Annotated in this window: 14 protein-coding genes, 2 tRNA genes and 4 rRNA genes; 6 read left to right on the top strand and 14 right to left on the bottom strand. The window is 53.0% G+C overall.

Annotated features, from left to right (window positions below; all coding sequences use genetic code 11):
* Nucleotides 1–450 precede the first annotated feature (450 nt).
* From AC6I8W_RS18655 to rrf (AC6I8W_RS18630), 6 genes are all read left to right on the top strand, one after another.
* Nucleotides 451–1,992 (top strand): 16S ribosomal RNA (locus AC6I8W_RS18655).
* Nucleotides 1,993–2,076: 84 nt separating this feature from the next.
* Nucleotides 2,077–2,152, top strand: a tRNA-Glu gene (locus tag AC6I8W_RS18650).
* 213 nt (nucleotides 2,153–2,365) lie between these two features.
* Nucleotides 2,366–5,270: ribosomal RNA gene (locus AC6I8W_RS18645) — 23S ribosomal RNA — on the top strand.
* A 146-nt stretch (nucleotides 5,271–5,416) separates the two neighbouring features.
* Nucleotides 5,417–5,532, top strand: a 5S ribosomal RNA gene (gene rrf, locus AC6I8W_RS18640).
* Between the two features lie 14 nt (nucleotides 5,533–5,546).
* Nucleotides 5,547–5,622 (top strand) — tRNA-Thr (locus AC6I8W_RS18635).
* Between the two features lie 33 nt (nucleotides 5,623–5,655).
* A 5S ribosomal RNA gene (rrf, locus tag AC6I8W_RS18630) occupies nucleotides 5,656–5,771 on the top strand.
* Together the 16S, 23S and 5S rRNA genes with 2 tRNA genes alongside form the textbook arrangement of a ribosomal RNA operon.
* 243 nt (nucleotides 5,772–6,014) lie before the next feature.
* On the opposite strand, the gene AC6I8W_RS18625 is transcribed toward rrf (AC6I8W_RS18630), so the two are convergent.
* The 14 genes from AC6I8W_RS18625 to msrP all read right to left on the bottom strand — a co-directional run bounded on the left by AC6I8W_RS18625 (nucleotide 6,015) and on the right by msrP (nucleotide 19,083).
* Nucleotides 6,015–6,776, bottom strand: coding sequence for an amino acid ABC transporter ATP-binding protein (locus tag AC6I8W_RS18625; RefSeq protein WP_497836197.1), 762 nt, complete (start codon nucleotides 6,774–6,776; stop codon nucleotides 6,015–6,017).
* An 8-nt stretch (nucleotides 6,777–6,784) separates the two neighbouring features.
* On the bottom strand, nucleotides 6,785–7,885 hold the full coding sequence (locus AC6I8W_RS18620; RefSeq protein WP_497836196.1) for an amino acid ABC transporter permease: 1,101 nt from the start codon (nucleotides 7,883–7,885) through the stop codon (nucleotides 6,785–6,787).
* Between the two features lie 15 nt (nucleotides 7,886–7,900).
* Complete coding sequence (locus AC6I8W_RS18615; RefSeq protein ID WP_497836195.1) at nucleotides 7,901–9,079, bottom strand: amino acid ABC transporter permease; 1,179 nt, start codon at nucleotides 9,077–9,079, stop codon at nucleotides 7,901–7,903.
* 66 nt (nucleotides 9,080–9,145) lie between these two features.
* Nucleotides 9,146–10,171, bottom strand: a complete 1,026-nt coding sequence (locus tag AC6I8W_RS18610; protein WP_497836194.1) for an amino acid ABC transporter substrate-binding protein — start codon at nucleotides 10,169–10,171, stop codon at nucleotides 9,146–9,148.
* A gap of 546 nt (nucleotides 10,172–10,717) precedes the next feature.
* The gene (gene fis, locus AC6I8W_RS18605; protein WP_003855228.1) at nucleotides 10,718–11,014 is read right to left on the bottom strand and encodes a DNA-binding transcriptional regulator Fis; all 297 of its coding nucleotides are present in this window, start codon (nucleotides 11,012–11,014) and stop codon (nucleotides 10,718–10,720) included.
* 24 nt (nucleotides 11,015–11,038) lie between these two features.
* Complete coding sequence (dusB, locus tag AC6I8W_RS18600) at nucleotides 11,039–12,004, bottom strand: tRNA dihydrouridine synthase DusB (RefSeq protein WP_013510734.1); 966 nt, start codon at nucleotides 12,002–12,004, stop codon at nucleotides 11,039–11,041.
* A gap of 291 nt (nucleotides 12,005–12,295) precedes the next feature.
* On the bottom strand, nucleotides 12,296–13,177 hold the full coding sequence (gene prmA, locus AC6I8W_RS18595) for a 50S ribosomal protein L11 methyltransferase (RefSeq protein WP_497836193.1): 882 nt from the start codon (nucleotides 13,175–13,177) through the stop codon (nucleotides 12,296–12,298).
* A gap of 11 nt (nucleotides 13,178–13,188) precedes the next feature.
* Nucleotides 13,189–14,634 (bottom strand): sodium/pantothenate symporter, encoded by a 1,446-nt coding sequence (gene panF / locus AC6I8W_RS18590; protein ID WP_497836192.1) that lies wholly within the window; start codon nucleotides 14,632–14,634, stop codon nucleotides 13,189–13,191.
* Nucleotides 14,624–14,866 (bottom strand): YhdT family protein, encoded by a 243-nt coding sequence (locus AC6I8W_RS18585; protein ID WP_497838230.1) that lies wholly within the window; start codon nucleotides 14,864–14,866, stop codon nucleotides 14,624–14,626. Before AC6I8W_RS18585 ends, panF begins: the two co-directional genes overlap by 11 nt.
* Nucleotides 14,867–14,940: 74 nt before the next feature.
* Nucleotides 14,941–16,287, bottom strand: a complete 1,347-nt coding sequence (gene accC, locus AC6I8W_RS18580) for an acetyl-CoA carboxylase biotin carboxylase subunit (RefSeq protein ID WP_497836191.1) — start codon at nucleotides 16,285–16,287, stop codon at nucleotides 14,941–14,943.
* An 11-nt stretch (nucleotides 16,288–16,298) separates the two neighbouring features.
* A complete protein-coding gene (gene accB / locus AC6I8W_RS18575) occupies nucleotides 16,299–16,769 on the bottom strand; it encodes an acetyl-CoA carboxylase biotin carboxyl carrier protein (RefSeq protein WP_497836190.1) in 471 nt (156 codons plus the stop codon).
* Between the two features lie 21 nt (nucleotides 16,770–16,790).
* Nucleotides 16,791–17,243: a type II 3-dehydroquinate dehydratase gene (gene aroQ / locus AC6I8W_RS18570; RefSeq protein ID WP_480366222.1), complete on the bottom strand. Its 453-nt coding sequence runs from the start codon at nucleotides 17,241–17,243 to the stop codon at nucleotides 16,791–16,793.
* 232 nt (nucleotides 17,244–17,475) lie between these two features.
* Nucleotides 17,476–18,078 (bottom strand): protein-methionine-sulfoxide reductase heme-binding subunit MsrQ, encoded by a 603-nt coding sequence (msrQ, locus tag AC6I8W_RS18565; protein ID WP_497836189.1) that lies wholly within the window; start codon nucleotides 18,076–18,078, stop codon nucleotides 17,476–17,478.
* Complete coding sequence (gene msrP / locus AC6I8W_RS18560) at nucleotides 18,079–19,083, bottom strand: protein-methionine-sulfoxide reductase catalytic subunit MsrP (protein WP_497836188.1); 1,005 nt, start codon at nucleotides 19,081–19,083, stop codon at nucleotides 18,079–18,081.
* Nucleotides 19,084–19,089: the final 6 nt, after the last annotated feature.

Below are 19,089 nucleotides of genomic sequence, written 5' to 3'. Positions count from 1 at the left end.
ACTCATTTATCCCTAGCCTGAGCGCGATTAGAGCGACAGACAAGCTGATTTTTGAGCGGATCGTTCGTGATCTCGGCAGAAAGGATGAAAACTCGCCAGTCGAATAAAAAGATCGAAAAAAGGGGTTGTGCAAAAAATTCGGATCCCTATAATGCGCCTCCACTGACACGGCAAAGCGGCAACGCAGACGGTCAGCGAGGGACGAAGTGATTCATCCCGCCAGAGAAAAATCTCGAAAAAGAGATTGACTCTGAAGGAGGAAAGCGTAATATACGCCACCTCGCGACAGACGGTTAACCCGCTGTTCGCACTGCTCTTTAACAATTTATCAGACAATCTGTGTGGGCACTCGCAGGATTGATATCAAAAGTCTACGGACTTAAAAAATATCAAGTCTCAAGAGTGAACACGTAATTCATTACGAAGTTTAATTCTTTGAGCATCAAACTTAAATTGAAGAGTTTGATCATGGCTCAGATTGAACGCTGGCGGCAGGCCTAACACATGCAAGTCGAACGGTAGCACAGAGGAGCTTGCTCCTCGGGTGACGAGTGGCGGACGGGTGAGTAATGTCTGGGGATCTGCCCGATGGAGGGGGATAACTACTGGAAACGGTAGCTAATACCGCATAACGTCGCAAGACCAAAGTGGGGGACCTTCGGGCCTCACACCATCGGATGAACCCAGATGGGATTAGCTAGTAGGTGGGGTAATGGCTCACCTAGGCGACGATCCCTAGCTGGTCTGAGAGGATGACCAGCCACACTGGAACTGAGACACGGTCCAGACTCCTACGGGAGGCAGCAGTGGGGAATATTGCACAATGGGCGCAAGCCTGATGCAGCCATGCCGCGTGTATGAAGAAGGCCTTCGGGTTGTAAAGTACTTTCAGCGGGGAGGAAGGTGTTGGAGTTAATAGCTTCAGCAATTGACGTTACCCGCAGAAGAAGCACCGGCTAACTCCGTGCCAGCAGCCGCGGTAATACGGAGGGTGCAAGCGTTAATCGGAATTACTGGGCGTAAAGCGCACGCAGGCGGTCTGTCAAGTCGGATGTGAAATCCCCGGGCTTAACCTGGGAACTGCATTCGAAACTGGCAGGCTGGAGTCTTGTAGAGGGGGGTAGAATTCCAGGTGTAGCGGTGAAATGCGTAGAGATCTGGAGGAATACCGGTGGCGAAGGCGGCCCCCTGGACAAAGACTGACGCTCAGGTGCGAAAGCGTGGGGAGCAAACAGGATTAGATACCCTGGTAGTCCACGCTGTAAACGATGTCGACTTGGAGGTTGTGCCCTTGAGGCGTGGCTTCCGGAGCTAACGCGTTAAGTCGACCGCCTGGGGAGTACGGCCGCAAGGTTAAAACTCAAATGAATTGACGGGGGCCCGCACAAGCGGTGGAGCATGTGGTTTAATTCGATGCAACGCGAAGAACCTTACCTGGCCTTGACATCCAGAGAACTTAGCAGAGATGCTTTGGTGCCTTCGGGAACTCTGAGACAGGTGCTGCATGGCTGTCGTCAGCTCGTGTTGTGAAATGTTGGGTTAAGTCCCGCAACGAGCGCAACCCTTATCCTTTGTTGCCAGCGATTCGGTCGGGAACTCAAAGGAGACTGCCGGTGATAAACCGGAGGAAGGTGGGGATGACGTCAAGTCATCATGGCCCTTACGGCCAGGGCTACACACGTGCTACAATGGCGCATACAAAGAGAAGCGATCTCGCGAGAGCAAGCGGACCTCATAAAGTGCGTCGTAGTCCGGATTGGAGTCTGCAACTCGACTCCATGAAGTCGGAATCGCTAGTAATCGTAGATCAGAATGCTACGGTGAATACGTTCCCGGGCCTTGTACACACCGCCCGTCACACCATGGGAGTGGGTTGCAAAAGAAGTAGGTAGCTTAACCTTCGGGAGGGCGCTTACCACTTTGTGATTCATGACTGGGGTGAAGTCGTAACAAGGTAACCGTAGGGGAACCTGCGGTTGGATCACCTCCTTACCTGAAGATACCTTCCTTCGAAGTGCTCACACAGATTGTCTGATAAAAGTCATGAGCAAGCCGTCTTGACGACGACACCCCTGTGTCCCCTTCGTCTAGAGGCCCAGGACACCGCCCTTTCACGGCGGTAACAGGGGTTCGAATCCCCTAGGGGACGCCACTTGCTGGTAATGAGTGAAAGGCGTTACCCACAATACTTCAGAGTATGCTGATTCAGCATGCTGCGAAGTATTTGCTCTTTAACAATCCGGAACAAGCTGAAAATTTGAAACGACACGTTGTTTCATTTCTCCGTAATAAGAAATGAAAGCGATGTGTTCGAGTCTCTCAAATGCTTGCAGTCTGCATGCGTGAAAACGCCTGTGGGTTGTGAGGTTAAGCGACTAAGCGTACACGGTGGATGCCCTGGCAGTCAGAGGCGATGAAGGACGTGCTAATCTGCGTAAAGCGTCGGTAAGGTGATATGAACCGCTACAGCCGACGATGTCCGAATGGGGAAACCCGGTGCACTCTGTGCATCATCGTTAACTGAATACATAGGTTAACGAGGCGAACCGGGGGAACTGAAACATCTAAGTACCCCGAGGAAAAGAAATCAACCGAGATTCCCCCAGTAGCGGCGAGCGAACGGGGAACAGCCCAGAACCTGAATCAGTTTGTGTGTCAGTGGAAGCGTCTGGAAAGTCGCAGGGTACAGGGTGATACTCCCGTACACGAAGATGCACATACTGTGAGTTCGATGAGTAGGGCGGGACACGTGGTATCCTGTCTGAATATGGGGGGACCATCCTCCAAGGCTAAATACTCCTGACTGACCGATAGTGAACCAGTACCGTGAGGGAAAGGCGAAAAGAACCCCGGCGAGGGGAGTGAAACAGAACCTGAAACCGTGTACGTACAAGCAGTGGGAGCCTACTTGTTAGGTGACTGCGTACCTTTTGTATAATGGGTCAGCGACTTATATTCTGTAGCAAGGTTAACCGTATAGGGGAGCCGCAGGGAAACCGAGTCTTAATTGGGCGTTAAGTTGCAGGGTATAGACCCGAAACCCGGTGATCTAGCCATGGGCAGGTTGAAGGTTGGGTAACACTAACTGGAGGACCGAACCGACTAATGTTGAAAAATTAGCGGATGACTTGTGGCTGGGGGTGAAAGGCCAATCAAACCGGGAGATAGCTGGTTCTCCCCGAAAGCTATTTAGGTAGCGCCTCGTGAATTCATCTCCGGGGGTAGAGCACTGTTTCGGCTAGGGGGCCATCCCGGCTTACCAACCCGATGCAAACTGCGAATACCGGAGAATGTTATCGCGGGAGACACACGGCGGGTGCTAACGTCCGTCGTGAAGAGGGAAACAACCCAGACCGCCAGCTAAGGTCCCAAAGTCATGGTTAAGTGGGAAACGATGTGGGAAGGCCCAGACAGCCAGGATGTTGGCTTAGAAGCAGCCATCATTTAAAGAAAGCGTAATAGCTCACTGGTCGAGTCGGCCTGCGCGGAAGATGTAACGGGGCTAAACCATGCACCGAAGCTGCGGCAGCGACACTGTGTGTTGTTGGGTAGGGGAGCGTTCTGTAAGCCGCTGAAGGTGGACTGTGAGGTCTGCTGGAGGTATCAGAAGTGCGAATGCTGACATAAGTAACGATAAAGCGGGTGAAAAGCCCGCTCGCCGGAAGACCAAGGGTTCCTGTCCAACGTTAATCGGGGCAGGGTGAGTCGACCCCTAAGGCGAGGCTGAAAAGCGTAGTCGATGGGAAACAGGTTAATATTCCTGTACTTGGTGTTACTGCGAAGGGGGGACGGAGAAGGCTGGGTTATCCGGGCGACGGTTGTCCCGGTTTAAGCGTGTAGGCTTGCATTCCAGGCAAATCCGGAATGCTTTAAGGCTGAGGCGTGATGACGAGCCACTACGGTGGTGAAGTAACTGATGCCCTGCTTCCAGGAAAAGCCTCTAAGCTCCAGGTAACACGAAATCGTACCCCAAACCGACACAGGTGGTCAGGTAGAGAATACCAAGGCGCTTGAGAGAACTCGGGTGAAGGAACTAGGCAAAATGGTGCCGTAACTTCGGGAGAAGGCACGCTGGCGCGTAGGTGAAGGGACTTGCTCCCGGAGCTGAAGCCAGTCGAAGATACCAGCTGGCTGCAACTGTTTATTAAAAACACAGCACTGTGCAAACACGAAAGTGGACGTATACGGTGTGACGCCTGCCCGGTGCCGGAAGGTTAATTGATGGGGTTATCCGTAAGGAGAAGCTCTTGATCGAAGCCCCGGTAAACGGCGGCCGTAACTATAACGGTCCTAAGGTAGCGAAATTCCTTGTCGGGTAAGTTCCGACCTGCACGAATGGCGTAATGATGGCCAGGCTGTCTCCACCCGAGACTCAGTGAAATTGAAATCGCTGTGAAGATGCAGTGTACCCGCGGCAAGACGGAAAGACCCCGTGAACCTTTACTATAGCTTGACACTGAACATTGAGCCTTGATGTGTAGGATAGGTGGGAGGCTTTGAAGCGTGGACGCCAGTCTGCGTGGAGCCGACCTTGAAATACCACCCTTTAATGTTTGATGTTCTAACGTAGGCCCGTGATCCGGGCTGCGGACAGTGTCTGGTGGGTAGTTTGACTGGGGCGGTCTCCTCCCAAAGTGTAACGGAGGAGCACGAAGGTTGGCTAATCCTGGTCGGACATCAGGAGGTTAGTGCAATGGCATAAGCCAGCTTGACTGCGAGAGTGACGGCTCGAGCAGGTGCGAAAGCAGGTCATAGTGATCCGGTGGTTCTGAATGGAAGGGCCATCGCTCAACGGATAAAAGGTACTCCGGGGATAACAGGCTGATACCGCCCAAGAGTTCATATCGACGGCGGTGTTTGGCACCTCGATGTCGGCTCATCACATCCTGGGGCTGAAGTAGGTCCCAAGGGTACGGCTGTTCGCCGTTTAAAGTGGTACGCGAGCTGGGTTTAGAACGTCGTGAGACAGTTCGGTCCCTATCTGCCGTGGGCGCTGGAGAATTGAGGGGGGTTGCTCCTAGTACGAGAGGACCGGAGTGAACGCACCACTGGTGTTCGGGTTGTCATGCCAATGGCATTGCCCGGTAGCTAAGTGCGGAAAAGATAAGTGCTGAAAGCATCTAAGCACGAAACTTGCCCCGAGATGAGTTCTCCCTGACCCCTTGAGGGTCCTGAAGGGACGTTGAAGACGACGACGTTGATAGGCCGGATGTGTAAGTGCAGCGATGCATTGAGCTAACCGGTACTAATGACCCGTGAGGCTTAACCTTACAACGCCAGAGGCGTTTTGTTGAGAGACGCAGAGAATTTTCAGCCTTGTTCGACCGGATTAAGTTGTGTCCTGCGGATTCAGGTCCGAAGGATTTTGCGCTGAAGCAAGGCGGCAAAAGACACAGGACAGAGCACAAAGAATTTGCCTGGCGGCTGTAGCGCGGTGGTCCCACCTGACCCCATGCCGAACTCAGAAGTGAAACGCCGTAGCGCCGATGGTAGTGTGGGGTCTCCCCATGCGAGAGTAGGGAACTGCCAGGCATCAATTTTAGTGTGCTGATATGGCTCAGTTGGTAGAGCGCACCCTTGGTAAGGGTGAGGTCCCCAGTTCGACTCTGGGTATCAGCACCAGTTATGGTATGAGTTCGGATTCAAAAGAATTTGCCTGGCGGCTGTAGCGCGGTGGTCCCACCTGACCCCATGCCGAACTCAGAAGTGAAACGCCGTAGCGCCGATGGTAGTGTGGGGTCTCCCCATGCGAGAGTAGGGAACTGCCAGGCATCAATTAAGTGAAGAAGCCCTGAACGAAAGTTCAGGGCTTTTTTACGTCTGTAAAGCACACACATCAACCCGGTCGCCATCAATGGCGACCCTACAAAAATCATATGTAACGACACAAATTACTGATCCGTAGCGGCGCGATTTATCGCGCTTTTCTCAGGTGCTGCACGGCAAAATCCGGCAATAAAAAACCCTCTGCCTAAGCAGAGGGTTGATATAAGCAGCATCACCAGATACTTTTCTTAGTGAATTACCTGCGACAAAAACGCACGCGTACGTTCTGATTTAGGATTGGCAAAGAACTCCTGCGGTGGCGCTTGCTCAACAATCTCTCCGCGATCCATAAAGATCACCCGGTCAGCAACCGTACGCGCAAAACCCATCTCATGCGTTACGCACAGCATGGTCATGCCGTCTTCTGCCAAACCAATCATGGTATCGAGCACTTCTTTCACCATTTCCGGGTCGAGAGCGGAGGTGGGTTCGTCAAACAGCATGATTTTGGGTTTCATGCAGAGTGAACGGGCAATAGCCACGCGCTGTTGCTGACCACCGGACAGCTGTCCTGGAAATTTATGTGCATGTTCAGCAATACGCACGCGTTGCAGGTAATGCATCGCCAGTTCTTCTGCCTCTTTCTTTGGCATCTTACGCACCCAAATGGGTGCCAGGGTGCAGTTCTGTAACACCGTCAGATGCGGGAAAAGATTGAAGTGCTGGAATACCATGCCTACTTCAGTTCTTACTCGCTCAATATTGCGTACATCATCATTCAGATGGATGCCATCGACAACGATACGGCCCTGCTGATGTTCTTCCAGATGGTTGATGCAGCGAATTGTGGTGGACTTTCCTGAACCTGACGGTCCGCAAAGGACGATACGTTCACGCGGTTTGACCTGCAGGTTAATATCTTTCAGCACGTGGAATTGGCCATACCATTTATTCACGTTTTCGAGCGTAATCATCATTGCGTCAGCAGAATTAGTCATAGATTGTGTCATGTAAAACCTCAGTGCGATTTACGCCCGGTGTGAAAACGCTTCTCCAGATACTGGCTATAGCGCGACATGCTAAAACAGAAAATCCAGTAGACGAGGGCAGCAAAAACATAACCTTCTGTCGACATCCCAAGCCATGTGGGGTCAACGGTTGCCTGCTGCACGCTACTGAAAAGATCGAACAGGCCGATGATGATCACCAGGCTGGTATCTTTGAACAATGCGATGATGGTGTTCACCAGGCCTGGTATGGTGAGTTTGAGTGCTTGTGGCAGAATCACTAAAATCTGGGTTTTCCAGTAACCCAGCGCCAGTGATTCGGCAGCTTCATACTGACCTTTGGGTAATGCTTGTAAGCCACCGCGCACCACTTCCGCCACATAGGCCGACTGGAATAAAATTACCCCGACCAGAGCGCGTACCAGCTTATCGATGGTGGTGCCTTCCGCCATAAACAGCGGCAACATCACCGAGGACATGAACAGCACGGTAATCAGCGGTACGCCACGCCAGAACTCGATAAAAATCACCGAAAGCGTACGCACGACAGGCATCTTTGAACGACGTCCCAGCGCCAGCAAAATACCCAAAGGTAAGGCACCGGCGATCCCGACCGACGCGATAATCAGCGTCAGCGTCAGGCCACCCCACTGGCGCGTCTCCACGCGATCGAGACCAAAATAGCCGCCATACATCAGAAACCAAACGATGATCGGATAGGCTACTGCCCAGCAGGCGATATAGCGGCCACGATGCGGCATTGATTTGATGAACATCGGAATAATAGAAAGCAGGCCAATCACCAGCGCCAGGTTGATACGCCAACGCAGTTCATGTGGATAAAGCCCATACATAAACTGACCAAAGCGCGCATGGATAAACACCCAGCAGGCACCCTCTTTAGTACAGTCAGCACGGGTGGAGCCAATCCAGTTGGCCTGGAAGACCAGCCAGTTCAGCGCTGGCGGAATCACGCTCCAGATAATCCAGAAGCAAAGCAGTGTCAGTAGCGTGTTAAACCAGCTGGAGAACAGGTTCTTACGTGCCCAGACCCAGGCTTTGCTGACGGGATTGGTTGGCACCGGCGGTGTTTCATGTGTGGTAACAGACATAATAATCCCGTTCTCTTAACGCTCAACCAGCGCGATTTTGCGGTTGTAGAGGTTCATCAGCAGTGAAATGACCAGACTGATGATCAGATAGACCGCCATGGTGATCGCAATCGTCTCAATTGCTTGTCCCGTCTGGTTCAGTACTGTGCCAGCAAACAGCGACACCATATCCGGATAACCGATGGCCGCTGCCAGCGAGGAGTTTTTCACGATATTGAGATACTGGCTGGTCAGCGGTGGAATAATCACGCGCATGGCCTGAGGAATGATCACCTGACGCATGGTAACGGGATTCGGTAACCCGAGCGAACGTGCGGCTTCATTCTGGCCATGCGGCACCGATTGAATACCGGAACGAATCACCTCTGCGATAAATGAAGAGGTATAAATCGACAACGCCAGCGTGAGTGATGCCAGTTCAGGGATCATCACGAAGCCACCACGGAAATTAAAGCCACGCAGTTCCGGCACATCCCAGTGCGTCGCCGCGCCGAACATCGCATGGGCGACCAGTGGAAACAGAATGATCATCGCGGTAGCAATCGGCCAGGTACGGCGTAGCTGACCGGTTTTAAGCTGATGCTTACGGTTAAAGCGAAACAATCCCACGCTGATTGCAATTGCCAGCGCCAGAGCGATAACAAATGGCCACGTACCCGCTGCATAAGTCGGCCAGGGGATGTAAAGCCCACGGTTACTGACAAATGCCAGATCGAAGGCATTCAATGCCTGACGCGGGCCGGGCAAATTGCGCAGCACTGCAAAGTACCAGAAGAAGATTTGCAGCAACGGCGGAATATTACGGAACGTCTCGATATAGATGGTGGAGATCCTGCGTAGCAGCCAGTTATCTGACAAACGCGCAAGGCCGATAAAGAAACCGAGGATCGAAGCGAAAACAATACAGAGCGCGGAAACCAGCAGGGTGTTGGTTAACCCCACCATAAACACACGCGCGTAGGTATCTCCCTCGGAGTAATCAATCAGGTGCTGGACGATACCGAAACCGGCACTGCGTTCCAGAAAACCGAAACCTGATGTGATGCCACGATTGGCCAGATTGATCACTGTGTTGTGGATGAGATATCCCACCACAGCGAGCACGGCCACAATCGCGACGATCTGGTAAAGCCAGGCGCGAACCGTAGGATTACCGAACGAAAAATCCCTTTTTACGGTTGGGCGTTGAGACATGTTGAAACCTCAGTGAAGAAAACGCATTGGGCACCGCAGGGTGCGGTGCCCGACTGGAAGGCAGAATTAACGTACCGGCGGAGCGTACTGGATACCGCCCTGATTCCAGAGCGCATTTTGACCACGCGCGATTTTCAGAGCACTGTCTTTGCCGACGTTGCGGTCAAAGCTTTCCTGGTAGTTACCCACCTGTTTGATGATGTTGAATGCCCATTTGTTGTCGAGCTTCAGGTCTTTACCGAAGTCACCTTCAGCGCCCAGCAGGTGCGCCATGTCAGGGTTAGACGGTTTGGCCGCCAACTGATCAACGTTTTTAGAGTTGATGCCCATCTCTTCCGCATTCAGCATTGCGTACAGTGACCATTTAACGATGGTGAACCAGTCATCATCGCCACGACGTACCACCGGGCCCAGTGGCTCTTTGGAGATCACTTCCGGCAGAACGATAAATTCGTCTGGTTTGCCCAGCTTGATACGCAGTGCATACAACTGAGATTGGTCAGAAGCCAGGGTATCGCAGCGGCCGCTGTCGAGCGCTTTAGCCGATTCATCAGAACGGTCAAAAGTCACTGGCGTGTATTGCATTTTGTTGGCTTTAAAGTAATCCGCCACGTTCAGCTCGGTGTCTGTACCGGCCTGAATACATACAGTGGCACCATCCAGCTCTTTAGCGCTTTTGAGACCCGCTTTTTGATGGGTAAGGAAACCGATACCGTCGTAATAGTTCACGCCCGCGAACAGGAAGCCCATGCCGCCATCACGTGAAGAAGTCCAGGTGGTGTTACGGGACAGAATGTCCACTTCACCTGATTGCAGTGCGGTGAAACGCTCTTTTGCAGTCAGCGGGGTATATTTCACCTTACTGGCATCGCCAAATACGGCAGCCGCAGCAGCACGGCAGACGTCAACGTCGATACCCGTGAATTTGCCGCTGGCATCGGCATAAGAGAAGCCAGGCAAGCCATCACTGATACCGCACTGAACAAACCCTTTCTTTTTAATTGCATCCAACGTGGTGCCTGCATGCGCTTGCTGAGCAACAGCGAACAGAGAAGCTGCAGCGACCAGGGTGGAGAGCATCATCTTTTTCATAAAGCATCCTGTGTGGCGAAATCATGTTGTGATGTGGTTGTGTTGCACACTTTTAAGTGCGCTTTTCCTGTCTGTGGCGGTCAGCCATTCCAGACTCTGCAAAGCTGATGCCAGGTTTGCAGAATCCTGAATTCATTAGAAAGATCTCCTCATAACCTGAAGCATTCAGAAAGTTCTGGCTACTATCGCGCACCAAAAGGAAGCAAAGCGAGTCGCCTCGATCACAAACAGTGCAAAAAGTTTCACTATATGGAAGCAGTGTGAGCGGGGACGCAGGACAAAATGTATGAATTTGCAGATTTGCGACTGAAGAGGTTCAGGATCACACGGAAAGAGGGCTGAGAGGCAAAGATGTGGGGAAAAGTCGAGGAAAGGTGAGCCAAAATGGGACATCAAACGAAGGGGTTTCGCCGTGGAATATCACTGGAGCAATTGCAACTAATGTTACCATTATGGTGACAATTGTTTCATGCGTTGTTAACGGTGGGAAAACAGAAACAAAAACGCCAGCCCGGGGGCTGGCGTTATCGCAGCAACAAACTGAAATCAGTTCATGCCGTATTTTTTCAGCTTCTTACGCAGAGTACCACGGTTGATACCCATCATCAGAGCTGCACGGGTCTGGTTGCCACGGGTGTACTGCATCACCATGTCCAACAGAGGCTGCTCGACTTCAGCCAGTACCAGTTCATACAGGTCACTAACATCCTGACCGTTCAGTTGAGCAAAATAGTTCTTCAGTGCCTGTTTAACCGAATCACGCAGAGGCTTTTGCGTCACCTGATCCTGTGAGTTAACGGTAGAAACGGTCAGTACGTCAGAATTTACGCGTTGTTCGAACATAGTTCTTTCAGCTCTTTATTTCGTTTACGCAAGATTTTCGAAGTATGCCTCCAACGCCTCCAGCTGTTCGCTGGCATCCTCTATGGCGTTGAATGTGCGCCGAAACTGGTCATCAGGGGCATTTTCCTGCAAATACCAGGAAACGTGTTTTCGGGCAATACGGTATCCCTTGCGCTGACCGTAAAAGTCGTGCAGCTCCCGTATGTGTCCGATCAGCATATGCTTCACTTCAGCCAACGGCTTCGGTGCCAGCAGCTCCCCTGTGTCCAGATAATGCTGGATTTCCCGGAAGATCCACGGTCTTCCCTGAGCAGCGCGACCGATCATCAGAGCATCGGCTCCTGTATAATCGAGCACTGCTCTGGCTTTATGCGGGTCAGTAATGTCTCCATTCGCGATAACCGGAATGGAAACGCTCTGCTTAACTGTCCGAATGCTGTCGTATTCAGCTTGCCCTTCAAACAAACAGGCGCGTGTGCGTCCATGAATGGTGAGGGCCTGAATGCCACAGCGTTCAGCCAATTGGGCAATCTCTACACAATTACGATTTTCTTTGTCCCAGCCAGTGCGAATCTTCAGCGTAACGGGTACATCAACTGCATTTACCACTGCGGTGAGAATAGACTCAACCAGCTGCGGATGTTGCAGCAGCGCAGAACCCGCCATCTTACGATTCACTTTCTTCGCCGGACAGCCCATGTTGATGTCAATGACCTGTGCGCCTGACGCCACATTAATGCGCGCGGCAGCCGCCATTTCATCGGGATCACAACCGGCTATTTGCACGGCACGAATACCGGGCTCGTCACTATGCACCATACGCAAACGGGATTTGTCACTCGCCCAAACTTCCGGGTTTGATGACAACATCTCGGAGACTGTCATGCCAGCGCCATTCTCGTAACACAAGGTGCGGAATGGCTTGTCGGTAACCCCGGCCATAGGCGCAGCGATGAGTCGATTACGTAGCTGATGATGTCCAATGCGCATGAAAAAGAAGTGACCCTAACTGTTCGCAAGGCGGCGTATATTACGCATTTTTTCACGAAGATGAAAGGCCAAACTTTGAACAATTAGCAGGGAAAGATCAAGGAAATCGGGGCGATCAGCAACAACTATAAGAAATACCTATATTATTCAGATAATTAAAAAAATACGCTGAAATTGTGAACAAAAGTTTTTCTGAAAACTTGAGCCAAATCACAACATAAAAAACGCCACATCACTGGATTCACAAGAGATGTGGCGGGGAGTCAAGAGTGAATGGTGCTAATTATGCGGTTAGCGACGTACGCCAGTAATGCGGCACCACTCTTCTTTTTCAGCCACCGGGTCGAGGGCAAAGCGCTCGGTATAGGCTTCACACACGCTTTCCGCCTGGCTGGCCAGTACGCCGGATAAGCCCAGATGTCCACCGGCTTTCGGCAAAACGCTGATTAACGGCGCTAACTCGCGCAGCGGACCGGCGAGAATGTTGGCGACCACCACATCCGCTTGCAAGTTCTCTGGTTGCTGATGAGGTAAATACAGAGCCAGACGGTCGGACACGCCGTTGCGTTCCGCATTATCACGGCTGGCCTGAATTGCCTGCGGATCGATATCAATCCCGATCGCCTGGGCGGCACCCAGTTTCAGGGCTGCAATAGCCAGAATGCCGGAGCCACAGCCGAAATCGATCACGGTTTTGCCCTGCAAATCGAGACCATCCAACCAGCTCAGGCACAGCGAGGTGGTCGGGTGTGTCCCGGTGCCAAATGCCAGGCCGGGATCCAGCATCACGTTGACGGCGTCTGGATCCGGTACTTCACGCCAGCTCGGGCAGATCCACAAACGTTCGCCGAAGCGCATTGGGTGGAAATTATCCATCCATTCGCGTTCCCAGTCTTTGTCTTCGATCTGCTCGATCTTATGGCGGAAAGCCTGGCCGAGCAGCGGATGCTGGCTCAGCTCCGCAACAACGTCGCCCATATCAGTTTCGGCATCAAACAGGCCGATCACATCGGTATCGCCCCACAACAGCGTTTCGCCCGGCAGCGGTTCGTAGACCGGGTTATCGTGGGTATCCTGAAAGGTCACGGATACCGCACCGCTCTCCATTAGTGCATCACTCAGGGCTTCGGCGTGTTCACCCGAACTGTTAATTTTGATTTGAATCCACGGCATAGCGTTTCTCTTTATTCCAGGGCTGCGTCAGGTTCATCAGACGCGGTGCCAAATAGATTACCTACCAGAAAGGCCAGCAGGCTAAGGATCAGGGAGGGAACGATAGGGTGGAAGCCCCACAGCTCCAGTTTCAGGCTGGCGAGCAGCGTGTAGCAGGCGGCACCGACCACCATACCGCTGATCGCACCCGCTGCGTTAGCACGTTGCCAATACAGACCGAGCACCAGCGGCCACAGGAACACCGCTTCCAGGCCGCCGAAGGCCAGCAGGTTCAGCCAGATGATCATATCCGGCGGATTCCATGCCGCCAGCAGCAGCAGGATGCCCAGCACAAAGGTAATGATGCCGGAGATCAGACGCAGACGAGCCTCATTCTCGCTGTGCTGCGGCGCAATGCGCAGATACAGATCTTTTATCAGGGTAGCGGAGGATTGCAGCAGCTGCGCGTTAATGGTCGACATGATCGCCGCCATTGGCGCAGCGAGAAAGATCCCTGCGGCCATAGGCGGTAAAACGGTGATCATCAGTGTCGGGATCACGCGATCGGGGCTGGTCAGATCCGGGATGATCGCCCGACCAAGTGCGCCAGCCAGATGCATTCCCAGCATCAGGATCACCACCACAATGGTGCCGAGGATAATGCCGCGATGCATTGCTTTGCTGTCTTTGTACGAGATACAGCGCACGGCGGTATGCGGCAGGCCAACCACACCAAAGCACACCAGCACGGCAAACGAACTCAGGAAGGTGGGGGTGATGACATTACCTACGCCTTCCGGTGATACCAGTTGTGGATCGATGGTGCGCAGTTTGCTGACAGCCGTTTCCAGCCCACCGGCCTGGTGGATCACCGCAAACAGCAGCAGGAAAGTCCCAATCAGCATCACCAGTCCCTGCATCGCGTCATTCAGTACGCTGGCGCGAAAGCCACCCACGGCGGTGTAAAGCGCTATGGTGCCACCAAAAATCAGCAGTCCGGTGTCGTAGGGGATACCCGCAGCGGTTTCCAGCAGACGTGCGCCGCCAATAAATTGCACCGTCATTGCACCGATAAACGCGGTCAGCAGGCTCAGGCTGGCCAGCCAAATCAGCAGCGGGCTGCGGTAGCGGCCATATAGCATGTCATTGAGCGTCACGGCATTGTAGCGGCGTGCAAGGATAGCAAATTTCTTCCCCAGTACGCCGAGCGACAGCCATACTGCGGGCACCTGAATCATCGCCAGCAGCACCCAGCCGAGACCATATTTGTAGGCGGCACCAGGACCACCAATAAAGGAGCTGGCGCTGATATAGGTGGCGGTAATGGTCATCGCCAGTACAAAACCGCCCATCGAGCGGCTGCCCAGAAAATATTCGGTGAGGAAGTTACCCTGACGCTGCTTGCGCATGGCAAAAACGGATAACCCCGCGATCAACACCAGATAGGCCAGCAGGGGCAGAATGATTTCACTTTCCATCGTTGTCCTCCAGTGACATATCGCGGAAAACTAATCGCACCATCAGCCAGCACAACACAATGAACAATACGGGAGCTAACAGGCAGGAGAGTTCAAACCAGCGTGGCAGTCCGGTAATACCGGTGTCGTCGCCTCCCAGCCAGGCGGAAAGCCCCCACACAGCGAGATACGCCAGCGCCAGATACAACGCCCAGCGCGCCTCTTTATTCGCTTGCACAAAACGCCAATCCATCATGCAACCTCAAAGGCAACAAAAATGAAAAAGGCCGGTTTAACCGGCCTCGAAGGGTCTCTGCGCTGCAATGATTACTCATGCAGGCCGAGTTTTTTCTCCAGGTAGTGAATATTGGTGCCACCCTGCTGGAAGTTTTCGTCGGACATGATTTTCATCTGTAGCTCGACGTTGGTCTTGATACCGTCGATGATCAGTTCCGCCAGCGCATTTTTCATGCGTGCAATCGCCACATCACGGTTTTCACCGTAGGTGATCAGTTTGCCGATCATAGAGTCGTAGTACGGCGGTACGCTGTAACCGGCATAGATATGCGATTCCCAGCGGACACCGAAACCACCCGGCGCATGGAAGCGCGTGATCTTGCCCGGACTCGGCAGGAAGGTGTTCGGATCTTCGGCGTTGATACGGCATTCCACCGCATGACCGCGGATCACCACATCTTCCTGACGGATCGACAGTGGCTGGCCGGCAGCAATACGCAGCTGTTCTTTGATCAGGTCGACACCGGTGATCATCTCAGTGACCGGGTGTTCTACCTGAATACGCGTGTTCATCTCGATGAAGTAGAACTCGCCGTTTTCGAACAGGAACTCAAAAGTACCCGCGCCACGGTAGCCGATATCCACACAGGCTTTGGCACAGCGATCGCCGATAAAGCTACGCAGTTCCGGGGTGATACCCGGTGCCGGTGCTTCTTCCACCACTTTCTGGTGACGACGCTGCATTGAGCAGTCGCGCTCCGCCAGATAGATGGCGTTGCCCTGGCCATCGGCCATCACCTGAATCTCGATATGACGCGGATTCTCGAGGTATTTCTCCATGTAAACCATGTCGTTGTTGAAAGCCGCTTTGGCTTCCGCTTTCGTCATGTTGATGGACTGCTCAAGATCCTTGTCGCTGCGCACCACGCGCATACCACGACCGCCACCACCGCCGGAGGCTTTGATGATCACCGGGTAACCGATGCGTTTGGCGAAGGCACGGTTTTTATCCATGTCTTCAGTCAGCGGGCCGTCAGAACCGGGTACGGTCGGTACACCGGCTTTTTTCATCGCGGTGATCGCCGACACTTTGTCACCCATCAGGCGGATGGTGTCCGCTTTCGGGCCGATAAAGATAAAGCCAGAACGCTCAACCTGCTCGGCAAAATCAGCGTTCTCAGACAGGAAGCCATATCCCGGATGGATCGCCACCGCGCCGGTGATTTCGGCAGCGGAGATCAGGGCCGGAATATTCAGATAACTTTTGACCGACTGCGCCGGGCCGATGCAGACGGTTTCGTCTGCCAGCAGCACGTGCTTCAGGTCACGGTCCGCCGTGGAGTGCACCGCCACAGTCTTGATGCCCAGCTCTTTACAGGCACGCAGAATGCGCAGCGCGATCTCACCGCGGTTAGCAATGACAATTTTATCCAGCATGGTTCGCCTCGTTATTCGATGACAACCAGCGGCTCGTCAAATTCAACCGGCTGGCCACTTTCCACCAGAATCGCTTTCACTACGCCGGATTTATCGGCTTCGATCTGGTTCATCATTTTCATCGCTTCAACGATGCACAGGGTGTCGCCAGCGTTCACTTTCTGGCCGACTTCGATAAAGGCTTTCGCATCCGGGCTCGGGGTGCGGTAGAAGGTGCCGACCATCGGTGAACGCACGATATGGCCACTGATTTCTGGCTTGGCAGCTTCAGCGGCTACCGGAGCAGCTGCTGGGGCAACCGCAGCGGCCAGAGGAGCCATCTGCGGTGCAGGTGCAGCATAAGCCTGCTGCATAATAGGATAACCGACATTGGCAGGTGAACGGCTGATGCGAACGGACTCTTCGCCCTCAGAGATTTCCAGCTCAGCGATGCCGGACTCTTCAACCAGTTCGATCAGTTTCTTAATTTTACGAATATCCATGAGTGTGGTTCCGTACTCTGTTTAATTGGAATGTGTCAGGCGTTTGACCGCCGTTTGTAAAGCCCACGAGTATCCATCAGCGCCAAGTCCACAAATGACGCCAGCAGATACATCGGAAAGATAGGAGTGGTGGCGGAACGGTTCGCGGGCATGCACGTTCGTGAGATGCACCTCGATAAAAGGAATGCTCACCGCTAGCAGGGCATCACGCAGCGCGACGCTGGTGTGCGTGAACGCAGCAGGGTTGATGATGATGTAATCCACATTGCCTCTGGCCTCATGGATACGATCGATCAACTGAAACTCCGCGTTCGATTGCAAATGACTCAATTTCACATGGTGCTGATCGGCCTGTTGCGTCAGATCGCTGACAATTTGCGCCAGCGTGGTATGACCATACTTCTCAGGCTCACGCGTTCCCAACAAATTCAGGTTGGGTCCGTTCAAAAGCAGTATGTGAAATTTGTGCGCCATCTTGCTGCTATCTCCTGCAATTATTCAGGCATCGCGTAAAATACCGCGACATTCTTGCTTTGTCACTCTTCGGAGTGAAAAAGAAGACTTGTCTTGCAATAAAGCCGGGCATTATATCCGTTTCGTCGCAATTCGCAGCAAAATACTGGTCTTATCTGCGAAGATGATCGGGTACGGCCTGAAGGCGACACTTTTTAACAGAAATTGCAGCAGGAAGACAACCTTGCAGGGATTATCTGGACAGCCATTTTCGCAACTTATTGTAACGCCAGCCTAACAGCAGCAGAGCCAGCAAGGCATAGAACAGTGGCTGGGGCGACAAGACTTTAACTGACCAAAGATAGTGAATAGGGGCGAGGATCGCCACCAGATAGATACCATTGTGCAGCGTTTGCCAGCGGCGTCCCAGTTTGCGTTGTGCACGTTGAAAGGAGGTGATCGCCAATGCGAGCAGGATCACCCAGCAGATAATGCCGAGTGTCAGATAGGGGCGGGAAACCAATTCACTGCCGAGTAATCGCAGATTATCGACGCCAAGTTCCAGCAGGTAGTAGCTCGTCAGGTGTAGACAAGCCCAGGCGAAGCACCACAACCCCAACAGGCGGCGGGTACGAATCAGCAACGGTTGTTTGGCATAGCGGGTTAACGGGCTGACCAGCAAAGTCGCCAGCAACAATTTAAGTGCCATTCTGCCGGTAAAATGCTGGATATCTTTCGCCGGATCGGCACTCAACCATCCCTGATTGGCGGCGAAAAACAGCCAGACCAGTGGCAGAAAAGCCGCCAGGTGCAGCACCACTTTCAGCCATGTGATATGGCGTAATGTCAGACGCACTCAATAGTTCTCCCGTAAATCCAGCCCGTGATATAACGAGGCCACCTCTTTGGCATAACCGTTAAACAGCAGCGTTGGCTGACGTTCCACCTTCAGAATGCCTCCCGGACCGATAAAACGCTCCGTAGCCTGTGACCAACGCGGATGATCGACGTGTGGGTTAACATTGGCATAAAAACCATACTCATTGGCGGCGATTTGGTTCCAGGTTGTGGGAGGTTGATCGTGTGTCAGAGTAATTTTGACAATCGACTTGATGCCTTTGAAACCGTATTTCCAGGGCACAGTCAGGCGAATTGGCGCGCCATTTTGCGGTGGCAGCGCCTTGCCATACACGCCAGTACTGAGCAGGGTAAGGGGATGCATGGCCTCATCCATACGCAGTCCTTCTACATAGGGGTAATCCAGCCCACCGCCAATAAAGCGATCTTTCTGGCCGGGCATTTGGTCCGGGGCGTATAACGTCTGGAACGCGACAAAGCGAGCGTTGCTGGTAGGTTCCGCCAGTTTCAGCAGCTTATTCAGCTCAAACCCCACCCAGGGGATCACCATTGACCAGGCCTCCACGCAGCGCATGCGATAAATTCGTTGCTCCATCGCAAAACGCTTAAAGATGTCATCCATATCCAGCGTTATCGGTTTGGCAACTTCACCTTCAATACGTAACTGCCAGGGATCGGTTTTCAGCGTCCCAGCGTTAGCTGCCGGATCAGCCTTATCGAGACCAAATTCGTAGAAGTTATTGTAGCCGGAGACTTTATCAAACGGGGTCAGCGGCAAATCGGCCTGCCAGGCGGGGGGCTTACTGAATTGCAACGCTTTACCGGCCGGAGCAGCCGGGCGATCGTTGCCTTTAAACCAGCTCAGCACATCGGCTTGTGCGGCGACTGGCAGGCTGGCCGCCACGGCACCCAGCCCGAGAGCTTTCAACACCTGACGACGTTGCATATTAAAGATGCTTTCTGGCGTGACATCGGCTTCAGAAAGGGAATGCTTAGGTTTCATGAAAAT

It is taken from the genome of Pantoea sp. X-Soil-TKNS-1211 (assembly GCF_059730495.1).
The sequence above is the reverse complement of the archived record's forward strand: the minus strand, read 5'-3'. Positions and strand labels throughout refer to the sequence as shown.